Genomic DNA, 22,925 nt, shown 5'->3' on the forward strand with positions numbered 1-22,925 from the left:
GAATGGGCTTGGATATGCAGAAACTGGAATTATTTCGTGACGAAATCCGCTTAAAAACGTTAAAAGAGCTGCATCATCTTGGTTTTGGCCATTACGGCGGCAGCTTGTCTATCGTAGAGGTTTTGGCCGTATTGTATGGCGGTGTGATGAAAGTCGATCCGCAAAACCCGAAGTGGGAGGAACGCGATTATTTCATTTTATCCAAAGGCCATGGCGGACCGGGGCTGTACGCCGCTTTGGCGGCTAAAGGCTACTTTCCCGAAGAAGTTCTGTATACGTTAAATCAAAACGGCACGAAGCTCCCTTCGCATCCCGATAAAAATTTAACGCCGGGCGTGGATATGACCACCGGATCTTTAGGCCAAGGCATTTCCGCGGCTGTTGGGGTAGCTCTGTCTCATAAACTATCGGGTAAGGACAATTACACCTATTGCATAGTAGGGGACGGCGAATTAAACGAAGGGCAGTGCTGGGAGGCTTTTCAATTCGCGGCGCATCATAAGCTGAACCGCCTCTTTGTCTTTGTGGATGACAACAAAAAACAGCTGGACGGCTTAACGAAGGACATTATCGATCCGCTCGATTTTGCGGAGAAGTTTAGCGCTTTTGGTTTTTACGCGATGAAGGTGGACGGCGGTTCGTTGCGGGAAATCCATGAAGCGATTGAACAAGGAAAAGCGCAGGGGGATCAGCCGGTTGCGATTATTTTGGATACGGTCAAAGGGCAGGGCGTTCCTTATCTGGAAGAGAAGGCCGATAACCATCACATCCGTCCCAGCGAAGCCGATGAAGCCGCTATTTTAAGGGCGATTGCGGAATTGGAAGCTAAACTTGGAAAGGCGGTGGAGTTATGATGAACGCAGTTGCCGGAAACTATGAAATGGAAAACGTGGAAATGCGCCAAATGTATGCCAATACGTTGTTGGAGCTGGCCAAGGCCAATCCCCATGTCATCGGCCTGGAAGCCGATCTAATGAGCGCAATCTCGACAAATAAAATAATGAAAGAGATTCCGGGGCAAATCATCAACACCGGAATTATGGAAGCGAATATGATGGGGGTTGCCGCCGGTCTGTCGCTGACGGGCAAGATCCCTTATGTCCATACCTTCGGCCAGTTCGCCACCCGCCGCGCCTTTGACCAGCTGTTCGTTTCCGGCGCTTACGCGAAAACGAACATCAAAATCTTAGGCTCCGACGCCGGCGTGACCGCCGAGCATAACGGCGGTACCCATATGGCCTTCGAAGACCTTGGCCTGGTTCGGCTGATTCCGGGGGCCCAGGTGTATGAGGCGAGCGATTCCACGATGCTGCGTTACCTGCTGCGCAAAATTGAACAAGAATACGGGATTCATTATATACGCACGATCCGCAAACATGCCGTAAAACTTTACCCGGAACATGAGGTGTTTGCAGCGGGGAAAGGAAAGGTTCTGCGTGAAGGAGGCGATGTCGCCATTATTGCCAGCGGTATTATGGTGGCGGAATCCTTAAAAGCGGCTGACCTGCTGCAAGAGCAGGGCATCGAAGCGTCAGTGATCGATATGTTCTCGATCAAACCCATCGATCAAGAGTTAATCGTCAAGTACGCCGAAAAAACCAAAGCGGTCGTTACGGCGGAAAACCATAACGTGATCGGCGGACTGGGAAGCGCCGTGGCCGAGGTGCTCAGTGAACATTGCCCTACCCGAATGCGGCGGATCGGCGTCAGGGAACAATTCGGCCAGGTCGGCAAGCTTGAATACCTAAAACAGTTCTACAAGCTGACCGCGAAGGATATTGCCGGTGCGGCGGAGGAGGTTGCCTCTCGATAAGTAAAAAGAAGATCAGGACATCGGCGTCCTGATCTTCTTTTTTTCCTGTAAAATAAAGCTGAATATAACATTGCTGGGAGCAAGGGGAGTGCCCTTATGTTCTGAAGGAGAATATTCGGAGCCGACCCAGGTTCATGACCGACTGGTCGTCTCCTGGACATCCCGCATCGGCGGTTTTCCGTACATCCGGGCGTATTCCCGGCTGAACTGGGACGGGCTCTCGTAGCCGACGCGGAACGCCGCATCGGATGCCGGCATGGACTCCGCCAACATCAACCGCCGGGCTTCCTGCAAACGCACCGATTTCAGGTATTGCAACGGACTCATCGCGGTGACGCGTTTGAAATGCTTGTGAAACGCCGACACGCTCATGTTCGCGGACTTGGCGAGCTGCTCGACCGCCAGCGGGCGGTCATATTGCCGGTTAATCACCCGGATCGCCTGCGCGACGTTGTACCCATGGCTGCCGACGATCGCAAATTGATGGAGGAGCGCCCCTGGTTCCCCTTGAAGCATTCGATACAGAATTTCGCGGACGATGAGCGGCTCCATAATCGGTATATCCTCAGGCGTGTCGAGCAACTGCATGAGCCGCACGACGGCTTCGAGCAGCGATGAGGACATCCGGTTTACGCTGATGCCGCGGCCGGCTTCCGCGGGAGCGGAAACGGGCAGATCCATTTTGTTCAAGATCTCAAGAATGACGTCGGCGTCGAAGCTCAGCTTTAAACTTAAATAGGGGATCTCGGGCGTAGCCTCGACAATTCTCCCGATGGTCGGCAATTCGACGGAAGTGACCAAATAAGTCGAAGGATCGTAACGGTAGGTTTCCTCCGCCAATGTGGCCGTCTTCGCCCCTTGCGCCACGACGCAAATGGATGGCTTGTGTACGGTTTCCAGCGGTTCCGCCGGATGCGCGGCATACATCAGCGTCAAAGAAGGCATAACCGTCCGATGCGTTCCGTTCGACGGGGCGTGGCGAAGGATCAACCGCGCCAATTGCTGCAAGGCCTGCTCCATCCGCTGCGGTTCATTCATAGTTTCCATGTTTGCCTGCTCCTTCCGGTTACGATTTATATCCTCAATTTTCATAGATTTTGCATCATGTCGAACGCTTGAAAGGCAGTTAGCGATTGCAGGGCGGTCTGCCTATTTTTGGAGTAGTCGAGTTTGTAAATGCAGGAATACAGCACGTTTAACACATATTCAAATGCGATCTGGGAAGAGAAGGTCCCGATTTTGGCATAGGACAACTCGTCGTTTGGCACCTGAATACAAACCTTACTGAGTGCGGCCAGTTCGCTGCGGGCCGAAGAGGTGATGGTCAGCATGGGAACTCCGGTATTTTTGAGATGCCGGGCGGCCTTCAAATAGATGGGCGATTTACTGTGATACGTCAGAAAAACGGCGCAATCCTCCGGAGTCATATTCACGGTATGCTGCGCCCATTCCGCCAGTTCGGTGGCAATAATGGCATATTTGTTGATTTTAATCAGTTTATTTTGAAAGCTCTGGGCACGAATTTGAGAATCCCCCAACGCAAACATAAAAATCCGCTTCGCACGGTTCAGCATTTCGGCAGACCGGTTCAACAACTCATGATCCAGCAAAACAAATGTTTTCTCAATGGTCTCCTTCAAGAGTTCGGCCATCCCTTTGGCTACCTGAATGGAAGACTCATCGACCCCAAAAGGCAGGTTCGGATCTACGCCGGAAATCTGCTGAAGGGACTGCTGCAATTCCTGGGCCAGTTTGATTTTGAATTCCTTGAAGCCGGCCAAGCCGAGCTTTTGCGTCAGACGAACCACGGCGGAATGCGAGGTGAAAGCCGCTCGGGCAAGCTCATGGATGCTTAAGGACAGGCAGTTCTCCGGATGCTGCAGAACGTAGGCGGCAATACTCTGTTCATTTGGCGTAAAACCTCTCATCTCTTTCAGCAATGTTAGTATTTTCATCAGACCCACACCTCAAGATTTATTGTACCAAAGGATTTGCTCAGAAGTATAGAAAATGAACTTTTAGTTCAGCATTAGGGGGAGCGCCATCGGCACGGCTGAACATAAGTACCATTCTGGCGGCAGTCTCTATACGAGCGGGAGTTTATGTTCCTATAATGGAGTCATTAAATTACAAGGATAAGGAGTGTGCGGACAAGATGAAATTGGGAATAGCGGGCGCGGGTAAGATCGTGTTGGATTTGTTGAGTTTTATTCATGAGATTCCCAACATTTCCGTCATCGCCATCTGCGGGACACCAAGAAGCTATGAGAAACTGGGGCAATTACGGCAGCAGTATCGGATTCCGGAGATTTACACGGATTACGACAGGATGCTGGAGGATGATTTGGATACAGTTTATATCGGCCTGCCCAATCATCTGCACTATTCTTTTGCCAGAAAGGCATTGCTGCAGGGTAAACATGTGATTTGCGAGAAGCCTTTTACATCGAATTTGCGGGAGTTTCTGGAGTTGGACAGGCTGGCGCGCGAGCGCGGCTTGATGCTGCTGGAGGCGGTCACAACGATTCATCTGCAAAATTACAAATCGATAAAAGAACGTGCGGGATTGCTTGGCGATATCAAAATCGTGCAGTGCAACTACTCCCAATATTCCTCCCGTTATGACGCGTTTAAAGCAGGGAGCACGCTGCCCGCGTTTGATCCGGCAATGTCCGGCGGAGCGCTGATGGACATCAACATTTACAACATCCACTGGGTAACCGGATTGTTCGGCAGCCCGGAACATGTGCAATATACGGCCAATATCGAGCGGGGGATTGACACTTCCGGCGTATTGCTGCTGGATTACGGACATTTTAAGGCCGTCTGCGTTGGCGCCAAGGATAGCTCGGCTTCCGCCTTCTACAGCATTCAAGGAGACAAGGGCGTCATTCAGATGAACAGTCCGGCCAATATCTGCGATTCGTATACCTATACTCTCCATCGTCAAGCGCCGCCGGAAAAAGTGGATCATAAAAATCACGCGCACCGGATGTATGACGAGTTCGTGGAGTTTGAACGGATGATAGCCCAGCGGGACACGCAGGCCGCGGAGCTATTGCTGGAGCAAAGCCGGAGAGTGATGGAGATCGTGCAAGCGGCGAGAGAATCGGCCGGTATTACATTCGCCGCTGATTATGGCTGATCATAAATGAGTACCGGTTTAGCGCCTAACTTCGTCATGATAAGGACAAAAAAGGTCGTTATTCCGGCGATATCCGTCCATTTGAGAGAAATAGAGGAAATTTATGTCGCTATTCTCCCCGGTCGCCAGGATATACCTATGTTTTGGACCATTTATAGGAAAATAGGGACAAAAAAATCCGCTATAGGGATCAACATGCTAGGGCTCCCGATAATAAGAACATAAAATTCCACTATTTTTGAAGGCCGGCAGTTCGTCCTTCCAGAAGCTGCCCGCTCCACTTTCACTCCTCAACTTCCTCCTGTTCGACCCGCTTGACCAGGTTCCCCAACTTTGAGAGCAACTGGCTCCGCCAGTCGCCCAGTTCCTTAATTCTTTCTTCGATTAATTCGGAAGGGGATTTAACCGTTTTTCCGTTGCAGTAGGATAACGCACTCCACATGGCTCGTCTGCGGGAACATGTCGACCGGCTGCACCCAGTCGATAGCATAGCCGCCGTCCAGCAGCACCTTGCAATCCTTGGCCAGGGTGGAAGGGTTGCAGGACACGTAAACGAAGCGCTTCGGCTTCGTGCGCAGGACCGCTTCGAGGAAGCGGGGATCAAGGCCGGTGCGCGGCGGGTCGGCGACGATCACGTCGGGCGCGAAGCCGCTCTTCACCCAGCGGGGCAGCAGTTCCTCCGCGTAGCCGGCGTAAAAGGAGGCGTTGCCGCGGCCGTTGCGGGCGGCGTTTGCCTTGGCGTCCTCGACGGCCTCGGGGATCGACTCGATCCCGCGCACCTCCCGCGCGTAAGGCGCCAGCCACAGGCCGATCGTACCGGTGCCGCAGTAGGCGTCGACGACCGTTTCCCGGCCGGTCAGCCCGGCGGCGGCGCGCACCGTTTCGTACAGCTTCACCGTCTGAATCGGGTTCAACTGGAAAAAGGCGCGGGGCGATAACGTAAACTCCAGGTCGCCAAGCGACTCCCGGATGCTGTCTTCGCCCCAAAGAATCACCGTCTTGTTGCCGAAGACAAGCGATGTATTTTTCGGATTGACGTTCATCGCAATGCTCGTCAAATCGGGCAGCGCCAGCCGCAGTCCCTTGATCAACTCGGCCTGGCGCGGCAGCTTGTCACTCGCCGTTACGAGCGTGACCTGGAGCTGCTCCGACTGGAACCCCCAGCGAACGACGATTGTGCGGACGAGCCCCTGATTGCTTTTTTCCCGGTAGACGGGGATTTGCAACTGCTGCAGGACGTTGCGCGTCCGGTCCACCGCTTCATTGATCTTCGGATGTTGAATCGGGCAGCCGGTGATGTCGATCAACTTGTGCGAGTCGGCCGCGTACAGTCCGGCGATCACGCCTTCCTGGGCCATGCCGAGCTGCAGCTGTGCTTTGTTGCGGTAATTCCAGGGATGCTCCATGCCCAGTATCGGCTTAATCCGCATGTCCTGCAATCCGGCATAACGGGAAAAGGCCTCGCGCACCATGTCCTCCTTGCCGGCGAGCTGGCCTTCGTAAGACAGGTGCTGGATTTGGCAGCCGCCGCAAATGCCGAAAACCGGACATGGCGCATCCACCCGGTAAGGGGAGCGTTTTTCGATCTCCTTGATGACGGCGGAAATAAACTTGTCCGAAACACCGGTAACTTCCGCCTTGATGACTTCCCCGGGGATGGCGCCTTCGATAAATACCGCCTTGCGGCGGTAGTAGCCAACCCCTTCGCCGTTGATCCCGAGCCTCTTGACCGTGACGACGATCCTGTCTCCGGCCTGCAGCCGGTCGGCTTCCTCCCGGGTTGCGGCGGATTGCTTTGGACGCGGCTTCGAACCGTGTTTTTTTCCCGGCGTCTGTATTTTTTTATCAAAATGTTGTTGTTTGTTGTCTTTCATTGATCCGGATTCTCCATTTTCGAAATATGTACAGACCCACTATACCATGCGGGGTCGTGGAGCACCACTGGCAGCTAACGCTTCGGTTTTTAATTCAAGGCGTGCAGCAATAGAAAAGTCAGCAGCCCTGCGGCGGAGAGGGCGACTTCGGCCCAGCCAAAGAAGCGGGCGCAGCGGTGCTCCTTTTTCATATGCGTCACTTTGTAAATCTCCTTGTCCACCAGCAGCAGAATAAGTCCCGAGAACAGGAACATGACGGAGGTGGATGCGAGCACGCGAATCATACGGTTTTCCTCCTATTTGCTCTTTATTCCGACGCGGCGGATCGTATTTTCGATTTCGACATCAACGGGAATGTCCGAATACATCAGCTCCCAATCGCGCTTTTGATGAATATTGTCCCGCCAGAAGGAACGGTAGTGGGCTCTGACATATTCTCCGATTCCGAAAATATCCGAATGATCGCGTTGGGTTTTGCGGATAAAGCTTTTGATCAGGGCGGCCGCTTTTTGATCGAATGCTTTCTCAATACGCCGGATGTCCGCCGAACTGTCGATGGCTTGACCGGAATCGAAGTGTTCGTCAAGGACGGATTCCACATGAATTTTAAAGGAAACGCGAGGTTTGCCGTCAACGATTTTGACGATGGTCCGCGTGTGCCGCTCCGTGACCTTGGTCATGACGTAACCGATGCCGGGGACATGATACAGGGTGGAGTATCCGCCGGGATTCAGGCCTTTGGCCGCCATAAAAGCCCCGATTTCGATCGGATCGCTCGTTCCGGCGAGACGTCCGGCGCTGAAATACGCGAGCCCTTTGATCAAAATATTATCTTTGCCCTGAATGGTGACGTAAGGCAGGTAGCCGTCCTGCCCCCATTTCGATTCCTCATCCCAGAAAGCCCCAAGAAAATTGGGAGGAAACTTGCCCATATCGACCGCTTTTTCCACCATAGCATCGAGATAAAGCGTCGGTACGCGTTCCAGCGGAGGAGCCACCTTCATCAGCCTTGCCGCTTCAATATCGGAAACAAGCAGCCAGATACGGCGGCGGACTTCCGGGTTGCGGCGCAGAAAATCGCTTAGTTCATCGAGCCCTTGCCGGGCGATGCTTTCATTGATCACGATAATCCGCAGATGCACGAGATAGCGGGGATCGGCAATTTGCTGCTGCAAATTGTTCAGCGCTTCGTCCAGGCTGTGACCGATGACTTGAACGACCCAGACCGGATTGGTGTTCTCGTTCCCGCCGCCCATTCCGCTGCTTGGCCCTAAAGGAACGCGCCCGGGAACGGCGATTTGCGCGGTCACCCGGAACATTTTGGCGCTGGGCGGCTGGTCTTTGAGGATGGTTACCTTCGGATCTTCCTTGGCGCTCTCCGGCGGAGCTTCGTCGATGGCGAGGCCAAGCACCAACGCCCGGTTTTCGATTTCAACCTGATCCCAGCATCCGGACAGGCTAAGCGGCAGGGTTAAAGCCATCAGGCCAAGCAGGCATCTTTTGGCAAGTCTCCTGTTCATGGTTAAGTCCTCCTCCCGCGCCGAACCAGCGAAACCGCCAAAAGCAGCAGCCCGTATCCCGTCAGGAAAATATAGCTGGACCAATCCGCGATCCGGGAGATCTCATACAATTGAAACAAATCATTCGGGAGCATGGAAATGCCGAAAAAGACGGGAATCAGCAGGGTCGACGTCATGCGCTGGTCCTTTACCCGCAGCAGTTCGCACAGCGAATAAGCCGATAAATAATAGCCGGAATACAGCGTCGAGTAGATGTTAATGACCCACATGATGATAAAGATCGCGTCAAAGCGCTCGATGACCTGGCCGCCGAGCTCAATGGACCTGGCCACTTCAAGGGTCGGGTACAGCAGAAGCTTGGTTTCTTCCACCCCGTATATGCCAAGGGCCGAAATGATGATCAGCAAATACATTCCCCCCGCGACCGAAATGGCGATAACGCTTGCCTTTAGGGCCTTCTTTGGCTTTTCCGTTACAGGCAGCAGGATGGCGATGATAAAGGATCCCAAATAGAGGGAAGCCGACGAAAAGAGCGACGGGACGAGATCCGCAGGCTCATTGCCCAGCAGCGGCATGAGATTCAGCGGATTGATCGATTTGGCGGAAACCAGAAACAGAAACAAAAACGGCGTAATTACGAAAGGCCAGTAAAAAATATGCACGTAGCAAAACTTAAGCACGTTCCGGCGGCAGGAGAAAGCGACCAGAAGCAGCATCAGCAAAATGCTCATCTCGATGGGCGTTTGGCGAAAGACGACGGTGGAGAGCACCTCACCGGTATGCCGGAGTCCGAGGGCGGTCGTGATCAGAAAAACGGCCAATACCAAAGAATTGATGAAAAAAGCCGGCCATTTGCCGATCAGGTTCCGGCTGTAGTCATAAATCGTCCGGTCGCTGAACCTTTGGCTCAGGATCGCAAAGATGAACAGGCTGACCGCAGCAAAGGCCGTTCCGGCCACCGTGATTAACGGGGCTGCGGTGCCGGCGCTTTCGGCCATGATTTTCGGAAAGCTTAAGACATTAGAGCCGAAAATCGTGCTACTGATCACGACCGCCAGTTGAATCGTGCTGATTTTTCCTGCGCTTTGCATCGAGATTTCCCTCCGGAAGAATGATCTTTTCAAATTGGTGCTCAAACATGCCCTCGGCGCGCCGCGTATCGTCGACCGCATGCAGATAGGCGGGGCGTCTGCCCATCCACCAGAGCGGAGCGCGAACGAAGGTATCCTTGACCCCGGCCCGTTTTTTGGCCACAATCGACTTTAGATAAGGGACTCCGAACGATTCGAGATACAGCAAATGATTGATGATAAAAATACTTCCGATCATCACCCCGTACAGCCCGAACAAGCCGGCGAGAATGATCAGGGGGAACCGGAGCATACGCAAGGCGATCGCCACATTATAGGCCGGTGTAGCGAATGACCCGATCGTGGTCAGGGCGACGATGACGACCGTAATCGGGCTTGCTAAGCCGGCCGAGACGGCGGCTTGGCCGACGACGAGTACGCCGACGATCGACAAGGCGCCCCCGATCATCTGCGGCAGCCGGATCGTCGCTTCGCGCAGAATTTCCATGGAAGCCTCCATAATGAGTACTTCCAGCATGGCGGGAAAAGGAACTCCGGCCCGTCCGCCGGCGACCGCGACCGCAAAATCCGTCGGCATCAGCTCGGGGTTGTAGGAGATGACGGACACGTACAGCGACGGGAAGAAAATCGAAAACATCAAGGCCGCGAGCCGCACGAACCGGAGCAGGCTGGCGATCAGGAACCGTTCGGAATAATCGTCGATCGTTTGAAAAAACTGATCGAACAGCGCCGGTACGATCAGCGCAAAGGAGGAGCCGTCGACCAAAATCGCGACCCTCCCTTCCAGCAAGGCGGCGACGGTTTTATCGGGCCGTTCCGTGTTTTGGATTTGCGGGAAAGGGGAAAGCGGCTGATCTTCGATAAACTGTTCGATGTAACCGGTATCGATGATTCCGTCGATATTGATTTTCGCCAACCGCCGCATCACTTCGCCGATCAGATCCGGATTCGCAATGCCGTCCATATAGCACACCGCCACTTTCGATTTGGTCCGCGCCCCGATATCCCCGGTTTCGATTTTCAGACTGGCGCTCTGCAGCCGGTAACGGATCAGGGACAGGTTCGTTTCCAAAGCTTCGATAAATCCTTCCCGGGCGCCGCGGATGACCTGCTCGGTTTGCGGCTGTTCGATCCCGCGTTTTTCGATTTTGCGCGTGTCAAAGGTTTGCGCCTCGGCGTATCCGTCCAGAAGCAGCAGGGCATGCCCTTTGGTCATCCATTCCAGCAGTGCGCTCCAATCCGCGCTGCGCGCTCCTACATTAATGTAGACCGTTTCTTCGCAAATGGCGGCCAGCACATCGTCCCCCGAACCTGCCTCCCGTCCGCCCTCCGCCGACATCAGCGCTCTGACGATCCCTTCCTGGATTTGCTTTTGGTCGGTTAGGGAGGAGTAATACAACAATGCCGCTTCCCGCTTGCCGTAATGCAGCTTCCGAACGGTAAGATCGGTATTGTCGCCGAGCCGCACCTGCACCTCCCGCAAATTGCGTTCCAGGCTGATGTCCAGTTGCTTGGCGTTTCCCCGCTTACCGTCCTGTCCACCGGTATCTTTGGAGGAAGAAGACGAGGAGCCGGCTTGGCGCTGCTTTTCCACAAAAGTTTCGTATTTGCGTTTCCAATCCAACATCACTTAAGCCCTCCGCTGCAGTGTTTGATCGTTCGGGTGCGGCTATTCGCCCGCCTAAACGGGTTATACATAGTTGAACTAAACAAATGCGGAAGTTAGGCACACCAGTGGTCGCCTTTGTGAGCGGATTTCATCCTTGTTGGAATCTAAAAAAATCATCAGAAATCCGCGAACAACAGCGACCGCAAAAACATTTCACACGGCTGCCCTGATCCATACAATCAATAGTTCAACTTGTGTAGAAGCACGCTAACTAATTAGAGTGTTGGTTATTTTGGAAATGTTTATGTAGAGGCGGTTTATTTAGGCGGCGAAAGGGCGTGAGGCGGCCCGCTTAATGGGTCGTGGATCGACGAATCGCGGAGCGATGAATTCGCGGATCGATGGATCATGGTTGCCAAGGTGCGGCCAAGCCCGGTAAACTTTAAGTATATGGATTTAGGGAGAAAAGAGTGAGGAGCAAATGATTTCACAAACAGCAAACATGGAACAAGCGCGGCAATTGCTGCAAAAATATTACGGCTACCCCGATTTCCGCGAAGGTCAGCGAAAAATCGTGGAAAGCGTGCTGTCGGGCGCGGACACGCTCGGCATCATGCCCACCGGCGGCGGCAAATCGATCTGCTACCAGGTTCCGGCGCTTTTGCTGCCGGGGCTTACGCTGGTCGTGTCGCCGCTCATTTCTTTGATGAAGGATCAGGTGGACGCGCTGACCGCGATGGGGATCTCCGCCGCTTACATCAACAGCACGCTCACCGGCAAAGAGGTGAACGAGCGCATCCGCACCGCCCGGCGCGGCGAGCTGAAGCTGCTGTACGTGGCGCCGGAGCGGCTGGAGCTGGAATGGTTCCGCGAGGAGATGAGCGGGCTGACCATCTCCTGCGTAGCCGTGGACGAAGCGCACTGCGTTTCGCAGTGGGGGCACGACTTCCGGACGAGTTACCTGGCGGTGTCGCCGTTTGTGCAAGGGCTGCCGCAGCGCCCGATCATCGCGGCCTTTACGGCCACGGCGACGCCGGAGGTTATGGACGACATGGTGTCGCTGCTGCGGCTTGCCGAACCGGCCGTGTTCGTTACCGGCCTCGGCCGGGACAATCTGGCGATGTCGGTGCTGCGCGGCGAAAATAAACGCGAATTCGTGATGAACTATGCGAACTCGCACGCGCACCAGCCCGGCATCGTGTATGCGGCGACCCGCAAGGAGGTCGACGATCTGTACGACCGGCTGCGCCGCTCCGGCATTCCGGCGGGCCGCTACCACGCCGGCTTGTCCGACAAGGAGCGGGAGGAAAGCCAGGAGGCGTTCTTGTATGACGATATTCGCGTCATGGTCGCCACCAACGCGTTTGGCATGGGGATCGACAAGTCGAACGTACGGTACGTCATCCACTACAATATGCCGAAAAATATGGAAGCGTATGTCCAGGAAGCCGGCCGGGCCGGCCGCGACGGCGAGCCGAGCGAATGCATTTTGCTGTTCAGCCCGCAGGACATTATGACGCAAAAATTTCTGATCGAGCAAAATCCGCAGGACGACAGCCGCAAGCGCAACGAATACCGCAAGCTGCAGCAGATGGTGGAGTACTGCTATCAGACCAAGTGCCTGCGCTGGGCGATGCTCGATTATTTCGGCGAGGAGCACGACCATACGCCGTGCGGCATCTGCAGCTCCTGCCGGGACGAACGCGAGCTGGTCGACATGACCCGCGACGCGCAGATCGTCTTCTCCTGCATCCACCGGATGCGGGAGCGGTTTGGCGTGTCGCTGGTCTCCTCCGTTCTTAAGGGCTCGCAGAACAAAAAGGTGCTGCAGTACGGCTTCGACTCGCTGCCGACCTACGGGATGATGCGCACGCGCACGGAGAAGGAAATTTCCGAGCTGATCAACGTGTTTATCGCCGAGGGATATTTGGCCTTGTCGGAGGGGCAGTACCCGGTCGTGCGCCTGCAGCCGCTGGCCGTGGAGGTGCTGAAAAGCCGCCATCAAGTGATGCTGCGCGCGCCGGAGCCGGCGGCCGGCAAACAGAGCGGATCCGGCGGCGGATCGCGCCGCAGGGGCTATGACGACGGCCCGTCCGCGGTGAATGAGACGATTTTCGAGCAGCTGCGCCTCATCCGGCGCGATCTCGCCGAGAAGGAGCACGTTCCTTCCTATATCATTTTCAACGATGCGACCTTGCGCGAAATGAGCGTCGTCTGCCCGACGCGCGAAGCGGATATGCTGAAGATCAAGGGCGTGGGGGAAGTCAAATATCGCAAATACGGCAAACCGTTTCTGGAATTTTTTCAAAATATGGAATAGGGTTGTGAAATATGAAAGTCATACTGGCGACATTAAACGCAAAATTTATCCATACTTCACTGGCCATTCGGCTGCTTAAAGCTTACAGCGGGAACGAGTTCGATATCGATTTGGCCGAATATACGATCAAGGATCCCGTGATGAACATCGTTTCCGACCTGTTTCAGCGCCGGCCCGACGTGGTCGGCTTCTCTTGTTACATCTGGAACATCGAAGAGACGATCAAAGTGATCCGCTTGCTGAAAAAGGTGCTGCCGGAAACGGCGATTGTGCTGGGCGGCCCTGAGGTGTCTTACGATACGCAGCATTGGATGGAGCGCGTCCGCGATGTCGATTTCATCGTGATGGGCGACGGCGAGGAGACGTTCCATCAGTTGCTGCAGGAGCTGTCCGGCGACCGGAAGTTCCACTTCGTGTTCGGCGCGGCTTACCGCAAAGGGGAGGAAGTCGTGATCAACCCGCCGCGTCCGAAATCCGATCTGAACACGCTGCCTTCGCCGCACCGTTTTCCCGAAGACATCCCGAACCTCGGTAAGCGGATCATTTATTTTGAGACGAGCCGGGGCTGCCCGTTCAGCTGCCAGTTTTGCTTGTCCAGCATCGAGGTGGGCGTGCGCTATTACGATATCGAACGGGTGAAATCCGACATCCTGTACCTGATCGAGCACGGAGCGAAAACGATCAAGTTTTTGGACCGCACGTTTAACATCAACCGCAGCTATGCGATGGAAATGTTCCAGTTTCTGATCGACAACCATCAAGGCTGCGTGTTTCAATTCGAAATCACGGCGGACATCATGCGGCCCGAGGTGCTGGATTTTCTGGCGGAAAACGCGCCGCCGGGGATCTTCCGCTTCGAAATCGGCGTGCAGTCGACGAACGATCCGACCAACGAGCTCGTCAAGCGGCGGCAGAACTTCGCGAAGCTGACCCGCACGGTGACCAAAATCAAGGACAGCGGCAAAATCGATCAGCACCTCGATCTGATCGCCGGGCTGCCGGAGGAGGATTACGCGACGTTCCGCAAGACGTTTAACGACGTGTTTGCTTTGCGTCCCGAGGAGCTGCAGCTCGGCTTCCTGAAAATGCTGCGCGGAACCGGGCTGCGGAATAACGCGGCCAAATACAATTACGTGTATATGGACCATGCTCCATATGAGATTTTGGGCAACGATGTGCTGCCGTTTTCGGACGTCGTGCGCCTGAAACGGCTCGAGGATGTGCTGGAGAAATACTGGAACGCGCATCGGATGGACCACACACTGGAATATCTGGTGAGCCGCGAGTTCGACTCGCCGTTCGATTTCTTCCAGGAGTTCGGCGATTACTGGGAGGAGCGGGGCTGGCAGCGGATCGGCCATCAGCTTGAGGATTTGTTCGCCCGTTTGCACGAATTTCTCGCCCATCGCGGCCTGAAGCGGCCGGAGGTGGCCCTTGGCCTGATGAAGCTCGATTATTTGCTCGGGCATAAATACAAGCCGCGCAAAATCTGGTGGGAAGACCGGCTGGACAAGGAGCGCCGCAGCGGCTATTTCAAGGCGCTGGCGAAGCATCCGGCGGCGTTATCCGCGGACTTCGCGGCCTACGGTCTGGACGAGCGCGAACTGCAGAAATACGCCTGCCTGCAGGTGCTGCCGTTCCGGCTGGGCGACGTGCTTGCCGGGGAGGAAGCCCCGGCAGAGCCTGCGGACCAAGGCGGGAGCACGGTTGCGGCTGCCGCCGCAGGCGCGGGCGATCTTGCAACCGCAGGCGCAGGCGCGGATGTCGCAGGCGCAGGCGATGTCGCAGCTACAGCCGCCGCAACCGCGGGTGATGCCGCAACCGTAACCGCAGGCGTGGAAGTCGTAGCCGCAGGCGCGGGTGATGCTGCAACCGCAACCGCAGGCGTGGAAGTCGTAGCCGCAGGCGCGGGTGATGCTGCAACCGCAACCGCGGGCGCAGACGTCGCTGCATTCACGGCCGCGGGCCAAGACGTAGCGGCGGCTCCGGCGACAACCGTAGACGCGGCCACAACCGCCGTTTCACTCTCAGTCGCCGATCCTCTCCCCGCCGCTGCGGACACGACCCTGCTGATCGTGCTGTACCAGCAGAACGAGGACGAGCGCCCGGTATTTTTCCATGCGCCGCTGGCATTTCAGTAAATTCCGGCACTTCCTCCATCACAGGCGTGGAAATAGAGGCCCAAAATGTCGTTATTTTCTTCCAAACCGGGATATGAGACAATTAGCGGTATAAAAGGTGCTTATTTTCCACAGACCAGCTAAAATGGGGGAGAAATGGGGGCCCGCCGCAGAAATAGAGACCAAGAATGTCGTTATTGCTGCGAAAAGTGGCCGAATTACGAAAATAAGGACAAAAAACTCCGCTATTGTGTATCCCATCGAATATCGGCAGGCATCCGGCAGGTATTCCTCCGGGAATTCCACCGAGTATCTGGCGGACGACCCACTGAGTATCGGAGAACGTTCGACGGGAAGCCAACTGCTGATCAACCTGCGCAAACACCAAAATCAAGCCGCTGACTTATTCAGCGGCTTGATTGCTATACTAAGATGAGCTGCCCTCAGCCTCTGCGCTGATAGGCAAATGGCGCTCCAACCAATCGGCAAGATCGTTCATCACTTCGTCACGGTTGATTTCGTTCAGCATTTCGTGGCGCCCGCCGGGGTACAGCTTCACCTCGACTTCCTGCAGCCCCAGCCAGGAATACAAAGCGCTCAGCCGCCGAATGCCTTCGCCGTGCAAGCCGACCGGGTCCTGGTCGCCGGCGAAAATATAGACCGGCTTATGTTTCGGGATAAACTGCATGTGCTCCGGCTGATGGATTTCCTGCAGCAGATCGAAAAAATCCTGAAAAAAACCGGCGCTGCACAGAAAACCACAGTAAGGGTCGTTTATGTATTTGTCGACCTCTAGCTCGTCGCGGGACAACCAGTCAAACGGAGTTCTGGCGGGCAGAAACTTCCGGTTGAAGCCGCCGAAGGTGAGCGCGTTCATCAGGAAACTGGGATGATCATCTCCTTGAAACCTTGCCTGCAGGCGGGCCAGGTTTTTGCCGAAGCCGAGCAGCGAGCGCGGCCCGTTCGTACCCGTAAGGACGAACCCGCGGTAAGGCTCGTGTGCAGCATACATTATTTTTTGCGTTAAAAAAGAACCCATGCTGTGGCCGAGCAAAAACAGCGGCAGCTCCGGGTACTCGCCGCGGATGATTGCGCCAAGGTTGATGAGATCCTGCACCATGCCGTTAAAGCCGTTTTCGCCGGGCCAGCCCAATTCCTCCGGGCCTCTGGCGGTGCGGCCGTGGCCGCGATGGTCGTTGGCGTAAACGACAAAGCCGCAGGCGGTCAACACCCGGGCGAGGCGCTCGTATCTTTTCGCGGTTTCCGCCATGCCGTGAGCGATTTGCAGCACACCCCGCGGCGGGGGAGCGGCTCCTTCCGCGCTCCAGCGATAGACGAACACGTTATGGCCGGCGCTGTTTTCGAACGTAAACGTTCGCTCTTCCATGCGCAGCACTCGCTTTCTCAGATTAGTTAAGAAAAACGCAATTCAACTTCACAGAATGAAAATCAGCCTAAAAGCAGGTCAATCCGATGGTTCAAATGTAAAAATGCAGTTCATTTCGGTCCAAAGTCTACTTTTTTATTATATAGCCCTAAATGAGATGTACTATCAGCTTTCGCAGTTGATTCCATCGGCTTGCCCTTCTTCCCGTGAAAAAAATCAACTCGGCTGTAGGCCTTAACCAAATCTGGCCTAGTGGGGCGGTCGCTTTGCAACTATTACTGAAGCTGCCCCCGCGAAGCCGTTGCCAAAACCGGGAAAAGCTTTCCGCTCTGATTTAGCGTCGGCTCCACCGGTAGATCACGGATTTCCCCGTTAGATCAAGGCTTGATTGCCAATTTTATGCTGCGAAAGCGGAAAGCCGCGTTCGACCCGAAGACGGTCACTCCGTCAGTCCATCACTCGTCAGTCCATCACTCGTCAGTCCGTCACTCCGTCACATTGTAACTCTATCACACCTTAACACCGTCACACTGCAACACCGTCAAACCGCAACACCATTACACTGCAACACCATTACACTGCAACACCATTACACCGCAACACCGACCGCAACATCGTTACACTGCAACTTCATAACACCGCAATTCCGTCACACCGTCACCGCCGGCTGAAAAAACTCAATCCGCTCGCCGTCCGGTCCGTTAAAGAAGAAAAAGCGGCCGCCGCCACCCGGGAGCGAGCGGATTTCCCCATCAAGCCCCGACAGGCCCAAAGCGGCGATGCGGGCGTATTCTTCCTCGATCTCGCTGGCGGTGAAGGCGATGTGGTGAACGCGCCCTTCTCCCGGCAGATCTTCCCCGCCCTGCAAACTAACCAGTTCTACCTCTACTGACTCCTGTCCCGGAAAAGACAGAAAAGCGAGCCGCAACGGGTCGCCGACCTCCCCGATCGTGTGAAGCAGCTTCAGCCCGATAACCCGCTCGTAAAATTCGATCGAATCCTCCAGCGCGGACACGCGGATTCCGACATGCTCGATTTTGCGAATACCCATGAATAAACCCCAGCCTTTCTTTTATCGTTTGCCGCTTATTGTTTATTGTTCGCTGTTCATCGTTCATCGCTCATCTTTTTCTCTACGGCGATCAGATAAGGCGCGGCTGGCCTTTGCAGCTGCCGGTATACAATCGCTTGTCCATCTGCGGCGGACAGTGACGCGGCCCAGGCTTCCACGGCTGCGGCTTCGGTCTCTCCGCCAGGGTGCCCCGGGTAGAGGACGGCGGTGAGAATCCCGCGCGGCCGCAGCAGGCGCACGGCGGCCTCAAGCGCCGGGATCGTGCTGTCCGGGAGCGTGATCAGCGCCGGGTCCGCTCCTGCGGCCGGCAGGTAGCCGAGATTGAACATCACGGCGCCCAAACGGCCATGGACCTCGGCGGGCAAAGCAGCCTCCATCTCGGCATGGCTGCGTTCGATCAGGGTGACGCCGGCCAGGGGGGAGGGCGCCCCTTTGTCAAGCCGCTCCCGGGTCAGGTTTAAGGCCTGCGGTTGAATATCGAAGGCGAACACCCGCCCCTTCGGTCCGCAGGCTTTGGCCAAAAACAGCGTGTCCGCCCCCGTGCCGGCGGTGGCGTCGACCGCGGCATCGCCCGGCTGCAGCCGTTCGCCGGCCAGCTTATGGGCCATGCTTAACACCGAGAGGAAACCCATGCCCCTTGCCCCCTCCAGTATTTGCCCTGCCAGGAATCGCGCCGTTTCAGCTCGGCGTCGATGGCGTTCAGCACTTCCCATTTTTTCAGGCTCCACATCGGCCCGATCAGCAGGTCGCGCGGCGCGTCTCCCGTCAGGCGGTGGACGATCATCTCCGGCGGCAGAAACTCCAGCGTATCGACGATCAGCTTGATGTATTCGTCCATTTCCAGGAACCGCAGCAGTCCGGCTTCATACTGCTTTACCATCGGCGTTTTGCGCATCAGGTGAAGCAGGTGGATTTTGATACCCTGAACATCCATGGCAGCGACGGCCCGCCCCGTTTCGAGCATCATTTCATGGGTTTCCTGGGGGAGGCCGTAAATGATATGCGTGCAGACGCGAATGTTGCGTTTGCGCAGCTTCTCGACGGCGTCAAGATAACACTTTGTATCATGCGCCCGGTTGATCAGTTCGGAAGTCGATTCATGGATGCTCTGCAGCCCCATCTCGACCCATAAATAAGTCCGCTCGTTCAGCTCGGCCAAATAATCGACGACGTCATCCGGGAGACAGTCCGGCCGGGTGGCGATGGACAAGCCGACGACGCCGGGCTGTTCGAGGATCGCCTCGTAATATTCGCGGAGCACCTCCACCGGGGCATACGTGTTCGTATAGGCCTGGAAGTAACCGATGTATTTGGCCTGCGGCCATTTCTGGTGCTGCCGGTCGCGGATCCGGTTGAATTGGGTCACCAGGTCGTCCCGGCGGCTGCCGGCAAAATCTCCCGAGCCCCGGGCGCTGCAAAAGGTGCAGCCGCCTTTGGCGATAGAACCGTCGCGGTTGGGGCAGGTAAAGCCGGCATCCAGCATCACCTTGAACACTTTTTCCCCGAATTCGCGGCGCATCTCGGTATTCCAGGTATGAAATCGCTTGTCTCCCCACAAAGCAGGAGTGTCCGCCATTAGTGTACTCATCACAAGCTCCTTTATTTTGTCAAAAAAATTTTTTGTATATTTATTCACTGGGAAAAGCCCGTCGTTTCGGCGATTCTACCTGATTCATTGTATCAAATTTTTCGAAAAAAGGGGAATACAGCCTGGTAGCTTCCTTGCAGTGAAATACGGATTATGCTATTTTGAATGTATTAAATTTGTTGGAACCCCAATTCCAAAATATATCGAAAAAGGAATCACTCGTTCGTCTCCCCGGCGTTCGTTTCGGTTCCTTTTTCATTTTCCGCTCTTTACTTTTATGACGATCTTCGGCAAAATATTGCAAGTACGAATAACCAGAAAAGCGAGGAATAACATGCGTTTACGCGGCAGAAAAGGCATTCGGGAGGATTTGGAGCAGCAGCGCGACCTGGTTGTGCTGGATCCCCGGGAATATAAAGGACGCTGGGCGGAGGCGTTCGGCAACGGACGGCCGATTCACATCGAGCTTGGCATGGGAAAAGGACAGTTTATCAGCGGGATGAGCGTAAAATACCCGGAGGTCAATTTTATCGGCATGGATATGTACGATGAACTGATTCGCCGGGCGGGCGAGAAAGTGCGGGCGATTTGGCGGGAACAGGGCGCGGAGCGGCCGGAAAACGTTCGGCTGGCGCTCGGCAACGTCGAATCGCTGGAGGAGTTTTTTGCTCCGGGGGAAGTGGAGCGGATTTATTTGAATTTCAGCGATCCTTGGCCGAAGAAGAAGCATTGGCGGAGAAGGTTGACGCACCCCAGATTTTTGGACAAATACCGCGCCCTGTTGAACGAGCGGGGGGAAATTCACTTTAAGACGGATTCGAGGATTCTGTTCGAGTTTTCGTTGAATTCGTTTGCCGCGTGCGGGCTGCAGATGAGCGATATTTCACTCAGCCTGCATGAGGGAGGCGTTAACGAGGGGCATGTCATGACGGAATACGAAAGCAAGTTCGTCGGTCAAGGCCTGCCGATTTACCGCTGCGAGGTGATTGTGGGGGAAGCGGCGCTGCAGCGGTATCATGAACATAAGCTGGAGCGGTTTTAGATCGGGCTTGAAAAAACAAGGCGGCGCAAAGGGATACCCTTCGCGCCGCCTTGTTTTATTTTCGAATGAAATTCGTGTTTCCAAGAAGATCGATGATGGCCTGGGCGCTCTGCATCGGACGGAAGCGGGCGATATGGCTCAGCGCGTCTTCCCTGGCGCGGACGACCTCTTCGTAATCGTCGGTCAGGCGTTTGATCCAATTCGTGATATCGTCCAGGGAATCGATCGGAGTCCCCCATCCTTGCTGCGCGAAATAGTGGGAATTTTCTTCCTCCTGGCCGGGAAGCGGCTTGTGGAACAGCATCGGGATGCCTTTGGCCAGTCCCTCGGAGCAGGTCATTCCCCCGGGCTTCGTAATCAGCAGGTCGGATATTTCCATCAGCTTGTCGATTTCCTTCGTGAATCCGAGCAGCCGAATATTCGGATGGATGAAGCGAGGATCCTTTTTCATCTTTTCCAGCGACTTTTCGTTGCTGCCGAAGCAGAAAATGATTTGGATATTTTCCCGGTATGAGGCCAGCAGCGAGTTCACTGCCTCATCCTTCATAAACCCCCAGCCGCCGCCCATCACCAGAACGGTCGGCATGTCCTTCAAGCCGAACTGCAGGCGGATGTCTTCTTTGCGGTGGCGCTCCCAGAAATTCGGATGCACGGGAATGCCCGTGATCAGGATTTTACTCTTGTCCACGCCGCGGTCCATCAGTTTGCGCTGCACCTGGTCGGTGGAGACGAGGTAGCAGTTCACTTCCCGGCTTACCCACGCCCCGTGCACATCATAATCGGTAATTACGGTGCAAAGCGGCACGTCAAGCATGCCCAGCCGCTTCATCCGCGAGATGACCGCGCTGGGAATCGGGTGGGTGCAGACGATCACGTCGGGATGCAACTGGCGTATGATCTGGATGGTGCGGGTATAAAAAATCCGATGTAGAGCAAGCGTCGTCAATCGGTTCATGGATTTTTTGTAATTGCTGCGGTACATCATGCGGATGAGCCTGGGCTGGGTGGACACTGTTTTTTTGTACGCGGTGATGAACAGCGGAGCCACTCTCGGGTTCAAAAAACTGCCGAGCTCCAGGACTTTCGTTTGCACGTTTGGCGCCAGCTTCCGTAAACTGCTGGAGAGCGCATAGGCCGCCTGGGTATGTCCCGCTCCAAACCCTTCGGATAAAAGCAAGACTCTTTGTTTATGCACTTTGGTTTCACCTTTTCCTGCAAGGTTTTCCTACTGAACTACAATATCCCCTTTACGCCCAGAATGCAACCGTGCCGAGGGCCACGCAAGAACCGATCACCGCGCCGGCAAGGCAGTCCGAAGGATAATGCAGGCCCAGGTAAATCCGCGAAACGGCGACCACCAGCGCCACGGGCAAAAGCACAAATCCGAGCCCGGGGGCGGCGGCCACGAACGGTACCGTTACCGAAAAAATCGCCGTCGTATGCCCGGAAGGAAAAGAATGGTCCTTCAGCGGATTCCTGAAGGTGTTCGTGCCCGGCAGCGTCAAATAAGGCCTAACGCGCGGATATGTTTTTTTGACGAGCGCGACGGGAAGATGGCTGAGCGCAAGAGCAACGCATGATTGCAGGCCTACCCTGCTCCAGGGCTGGGGTGCGGCAAGCCAAATGAGCAAGGAAAAGGCGATCGTAAACGTAGCTCCGCCCAAAAAAGTTAATCGATAAAGCCAGGAATTGAGAAATTCGCGGTGCCAGCGGCCGTTGATCCCCACGAAAATCCGGCGGTCCAGGTTTTTTAATTTTTGAATGAGCTGATTCATGTAATCCCTCCGCGTTTGGTTTGGCCGCGTTCTACGGCCTAAAACTGCCCGTTTTTACGTTTTGGTTAAAAAGTAGGATGGCATTTTCAGGTTAGACTTATCATATTTTTAATCCATGGCCTTTTCAAGAACTGTTTTTTTGTTCGGGGTACATCGGCGGGTTTTGACTTTTTGCCCGGCGTCCCTTTACAATGATTCAAATAATAGCAAAAAAGTTTAAAAAAAAGTGCAGGAATCTGTAAACTTTTTGCCGCTTTGTCACGTCTGTTAAATATGGAACGTTCCTTTTTTTGACGCGGAGAATGAAAAAAAAGTTGGAACCTGAAATAAAAAGTGCCAAAAGTGATGAAAATAAGAACAAACCGCACCTGCACGCAGGATGCGGCGGTCCCGTACGCGAAAATAGACCGACTTCGGATATATTTGCGCTACGGCGGGGTTATAGTGGCTTTGACAAAAGCGGCAAATTCGTGGAAAATCGAATGCGTTACGTTAATTTGATTAGAAAAAAATGCCATTCGAAAGACAAAAAAAGGGACAGTGACAAAAAAAGGGACAGTGACAAAAAA

At 54.8% G+C, this 22,925-nt stretch carries 18 protein-coding genes and 1 pseudogene; 6 read left to right on the plus strand and 13 right to left on the minus strand.

Going from position 1 to position 22,925, the window contains the following annotated elements:
* Positions 1-2 precede the first annotated feature (2 nt).
* Together NYE74_RS31945 and NYE74_RS31950 are read left to right on the plus strand one after the other, a co-directional pair.
* Positions 3-854, plus strand: coding sequence for a transketolase (locus NYE74_RS31945; protein WP_036624960.1), 852 nt, complete (start codon positions 3-5; stop codon positions 852-854).
* Entirely contained in the window at positions 851-1,813 is a 963-nt protein-coding gene (locus NYE74_RS31950; RefSeq protein ID WP_227872670.1) for a transketolase family protein, read from the plus strand. Before NYE74_RS31945 ends, NYE74_RS31950 begins: the two co-directional genes overlap by 4 nt.
* 132 nt (positions 1,814-1,945) lie before the next feature.
* Here NYE74_RS31950 and NYE74_RS31955 read toward each other — a convergent pair whose 3' ends face one another.
* Together NYE74_RS31955 and NYE74_RS31960 are read right to left on the minus strand one after the other, a co-directional pair.
* Entirely contained in the window at positions 1,946-2,851 is a 906-nt protein-coding gene (locus NYE74_RS31955) for an AraC family transcriptional regulator (protein WP_036628580.1), read from the minus strand.
* Between the two features lie 50 nt (positions 2,852-2,901).
* Positions 2,902-3,768 carry a MurR/RpiR family transcriptional regulator gene (locus NYE74_RS31960; RefSeq protein WP_124331714.1) on the minus strand — a complete coding sequence of 289 codons (867 nt, stop codon included), beginning with the start codon at positions 3,766-3,768 and terminating at the stop codon, positions 2,902-2,904.
* Positions 3,769-3,968: 200 nt separating this feature from the next.
* Here NYE74_RS31960 and NYE74_RS31965 point away from each other — a divergent pair, with 200 nt between their 5' ends.
* Positions 3,969-4,958 carry a Gfo/Idh/MocA family protein gene (locus tag NYE74_RS31965; RefSeq protein ID WP_036624956.1) on the plus strand — a complete coding sequence of 330 codons (990 nt, stop codon included), beginning with the start codon at positions 3,969-3,971 and terminating at the stop codon, positions 4,956-4,958.
* Between the two features lie 401 nt (positions 4,959-5,359).
* Here NYE74_RS31965 and rlmD read toward each other — a convergent pair whose 3' ends face one another.
* From rlmD to NYE74_RS31990, 5 genes are all read right to left on the minus strand, one after another.
* Positions 5,360-6,832 carry a 23S rRNA (uracil(1939)-C(5))-methyltransferase RlmD gene (gene rlmD / locus NYE74_RS31970; protein ID WP_036624954.1) on the minus strand — a complete coding sequence of 491 codons (1,473 nt, stop codon included), beginning with the start codon at positions 6,830-6,832 and terminating at the stop codon, positions 5,360-5,362.
* 89 nt (positions 6,833-6,921) lie between these two features.
* Positions 6,922-7,116, minus strand: coding sequence for a CLC_0170 family protein (locus NYE74_RS31975; protein ID WP_036624952.1), 195 nt, complete (start codon positions 7,114-7,116; stop codon positions 6,922-6,924).
* 12 nt (positions 7,117-7,128) lie between these two features.
* On the minus strand, positions 7,129-8,352 hold the full coding sequence (locus NYE74_RS31980; protein WP_063836321.1) for a Ger(x)C family spore germination protein: 1,224 nt from the start codon (positions 8,350-8,352) through the stop codon (positions 7,129-7,131).
* Positions 8,353-8,354: 2 nt separating this feature from the next.
* A complete protein-coding gene (locus NYE74_RS31985; protein WP_036624951.1) occupies positions 8,355-9,443 on the minus strand; it encodes a GerAB/ArcD/ProY family transporter in 1,089 nt (362 codons plus the stop codon).
* Positions 9,391-11,070, minus strand: a complete 1,680-nt coding sequence (locus NYE74_RS31990; RefSeq protein ID WP_051985635.1) for a spore germination protein — start codon at positions 11,068-11,070, stop codon at positions 9,391-9,393. The genes NYE74_RS31985 and NYE74_RS31990 overlap by 53 nt, the downstream gene beginning before the upstream one ends.
* Positions 11,071-11,533: 463 nt before the next feature.
* Between NYE74_RS31990 and recQ the strand changes: the two genes are divergently transcribed.
* Together recQ and NYE74_RS32000 are read left to right on the plus strand one after the other, a co-directional pair.
* Complete coding sequence (recQ, locus tag NYE74_RS31995; RefSeq protein ID WP_155620532.1) at positions 11,534-13,372, plus strand: DNA helicase RecQ; 1,839 nt, start codon at positions 11,534-11,536, stop codon at positions 13,370-13,372.
* A gap of 11 nt (positions 13,373-13,383) precedes the next feature.
* A pseudogene (locus NYE74_RS32000) lies at positions 13,384-15,036 on the plus strand (B12-binding domain-containing radical SAM protein); the annotation flags it as partial.
* Between the two features lie 883 nt (positions 15,037-15,919).
* On the opposite strand, the gene NYE74_RS32005 reads toward NYE74_RS32000, so the two are convergent.
* From NYE74_RS32005 to NYE74_RS32020, 4 genes are all read right to left on the minus strand, one after another.
* Positions 15,920-16,879 carry an alpha/beta hydrolase gene (locus NYE74_RS32005; RefSeq protein ID WP_036624946.1) on the minus strand — a complete coding sequence of 320 codons (960 nt, stop codon included), beginning with the start codon at positions 16,877-16,879 and terminating at the stop codon, positions 15,920-15,922.
* A gap of 649 nt (positions 16,880-17,528) precedes the next feature.
* Complete coding sequence (locus NYE74_RS32010) at positions 17,529-17,930, minus strand: VOC family protein (protein ID WP_036624945.1); 402 nt, start codon at positions 17,928-17,930, stop codon at positions 17,529-17,531.
* A gap of 56 nt (positions 17,931-17,986) precedes the next feature.
* The gene (locus NYE74_RS32015) at positions 17,987-18,583 is read right to left on the minus strand and encodes a tRNA (mnm(5)s(2)U34)-methyltransferase (protein WP_124331710.1); all 597 of its coding nucleotides are present in this window, start codon (positions 18,581-18,583) and stop codon (positions 17,987-17,989) included.
* Positions 18,562-19,539 carry a TIGR01212 family radical SAM protein gene (locus tag NYE74_RS32020; protein ID WP_036628576.1) on the minus strand — a complete coding sequence of 326 codons (978 nt, stop codon included), beginning with the start codon at positions 19,537-19,539 and terminating at the stop codon, positions 18,562-18,564. Before NYE74_RS32020 ends, NYE74_RS32015 begins: the two co-directional genes overlap by 22 nt.
* Positions 19,540-19,873: 334 nt before the next feature.
* Here NYE74_RS32020 and trmB point away from each other — a divergent pair, with 334 nt between their 5' ends.
* Entirely contained in the window at positions 19,874-20,581 is a 708-nt protein-coding gene (trmB, locus tag NYE74_RS32025) for a tRNA (guanosine(46)-N7)-methyltransferase TrmB (RefSeq protein ID WP_036624942.1), read from the plus strand.
* Between the two features lie 55 nt (positions 20,582-20,636).
* On the opposite strand, the gene NYE74_RS32030 is transcribed toward trmB, so the two are convergent.
* Both NYE74_RS32030 and NYE74_RS32035 read right to left on the minus strand, forming a co-directional pair.
* Positions 20,637-21,776, minus strand: coding sequence for a UDP-N-acetylglucosamine--LPS N-acetylglucosamine transferase (locus NYE74_RS32030; protein ID WP_036624940.1), 1,140 nt, complete (start codon positions 21,774-21,776; stop codon positions 20,637-20,639).
* Positions 21,777-21,828: 52 nt separating this feature from the next.
* Positions 21,829-22,356: a phosphatase PAP2 family protein gene (locus NYE74_RS32035; protein WP_036624939.1), complete on the minus strand. Its 528-nt coding sequence runs from the start codon at positions 22,354-22,356 to the stop codon at positions 21,829-21,831.
* Positions 22,357-22,925: the final 569 nt, after the last annotated feature.

The sequence above is a fragment of the Paenibacillus sp. FSL P4-0127 genome, from assembly GCF_038007325.1.
Lineage (GTDB): Bacteria > Bacillota > Bacilli > Paenibacillales > Paenibacillaceae > Fontibacillus > Fontibacillus macerans.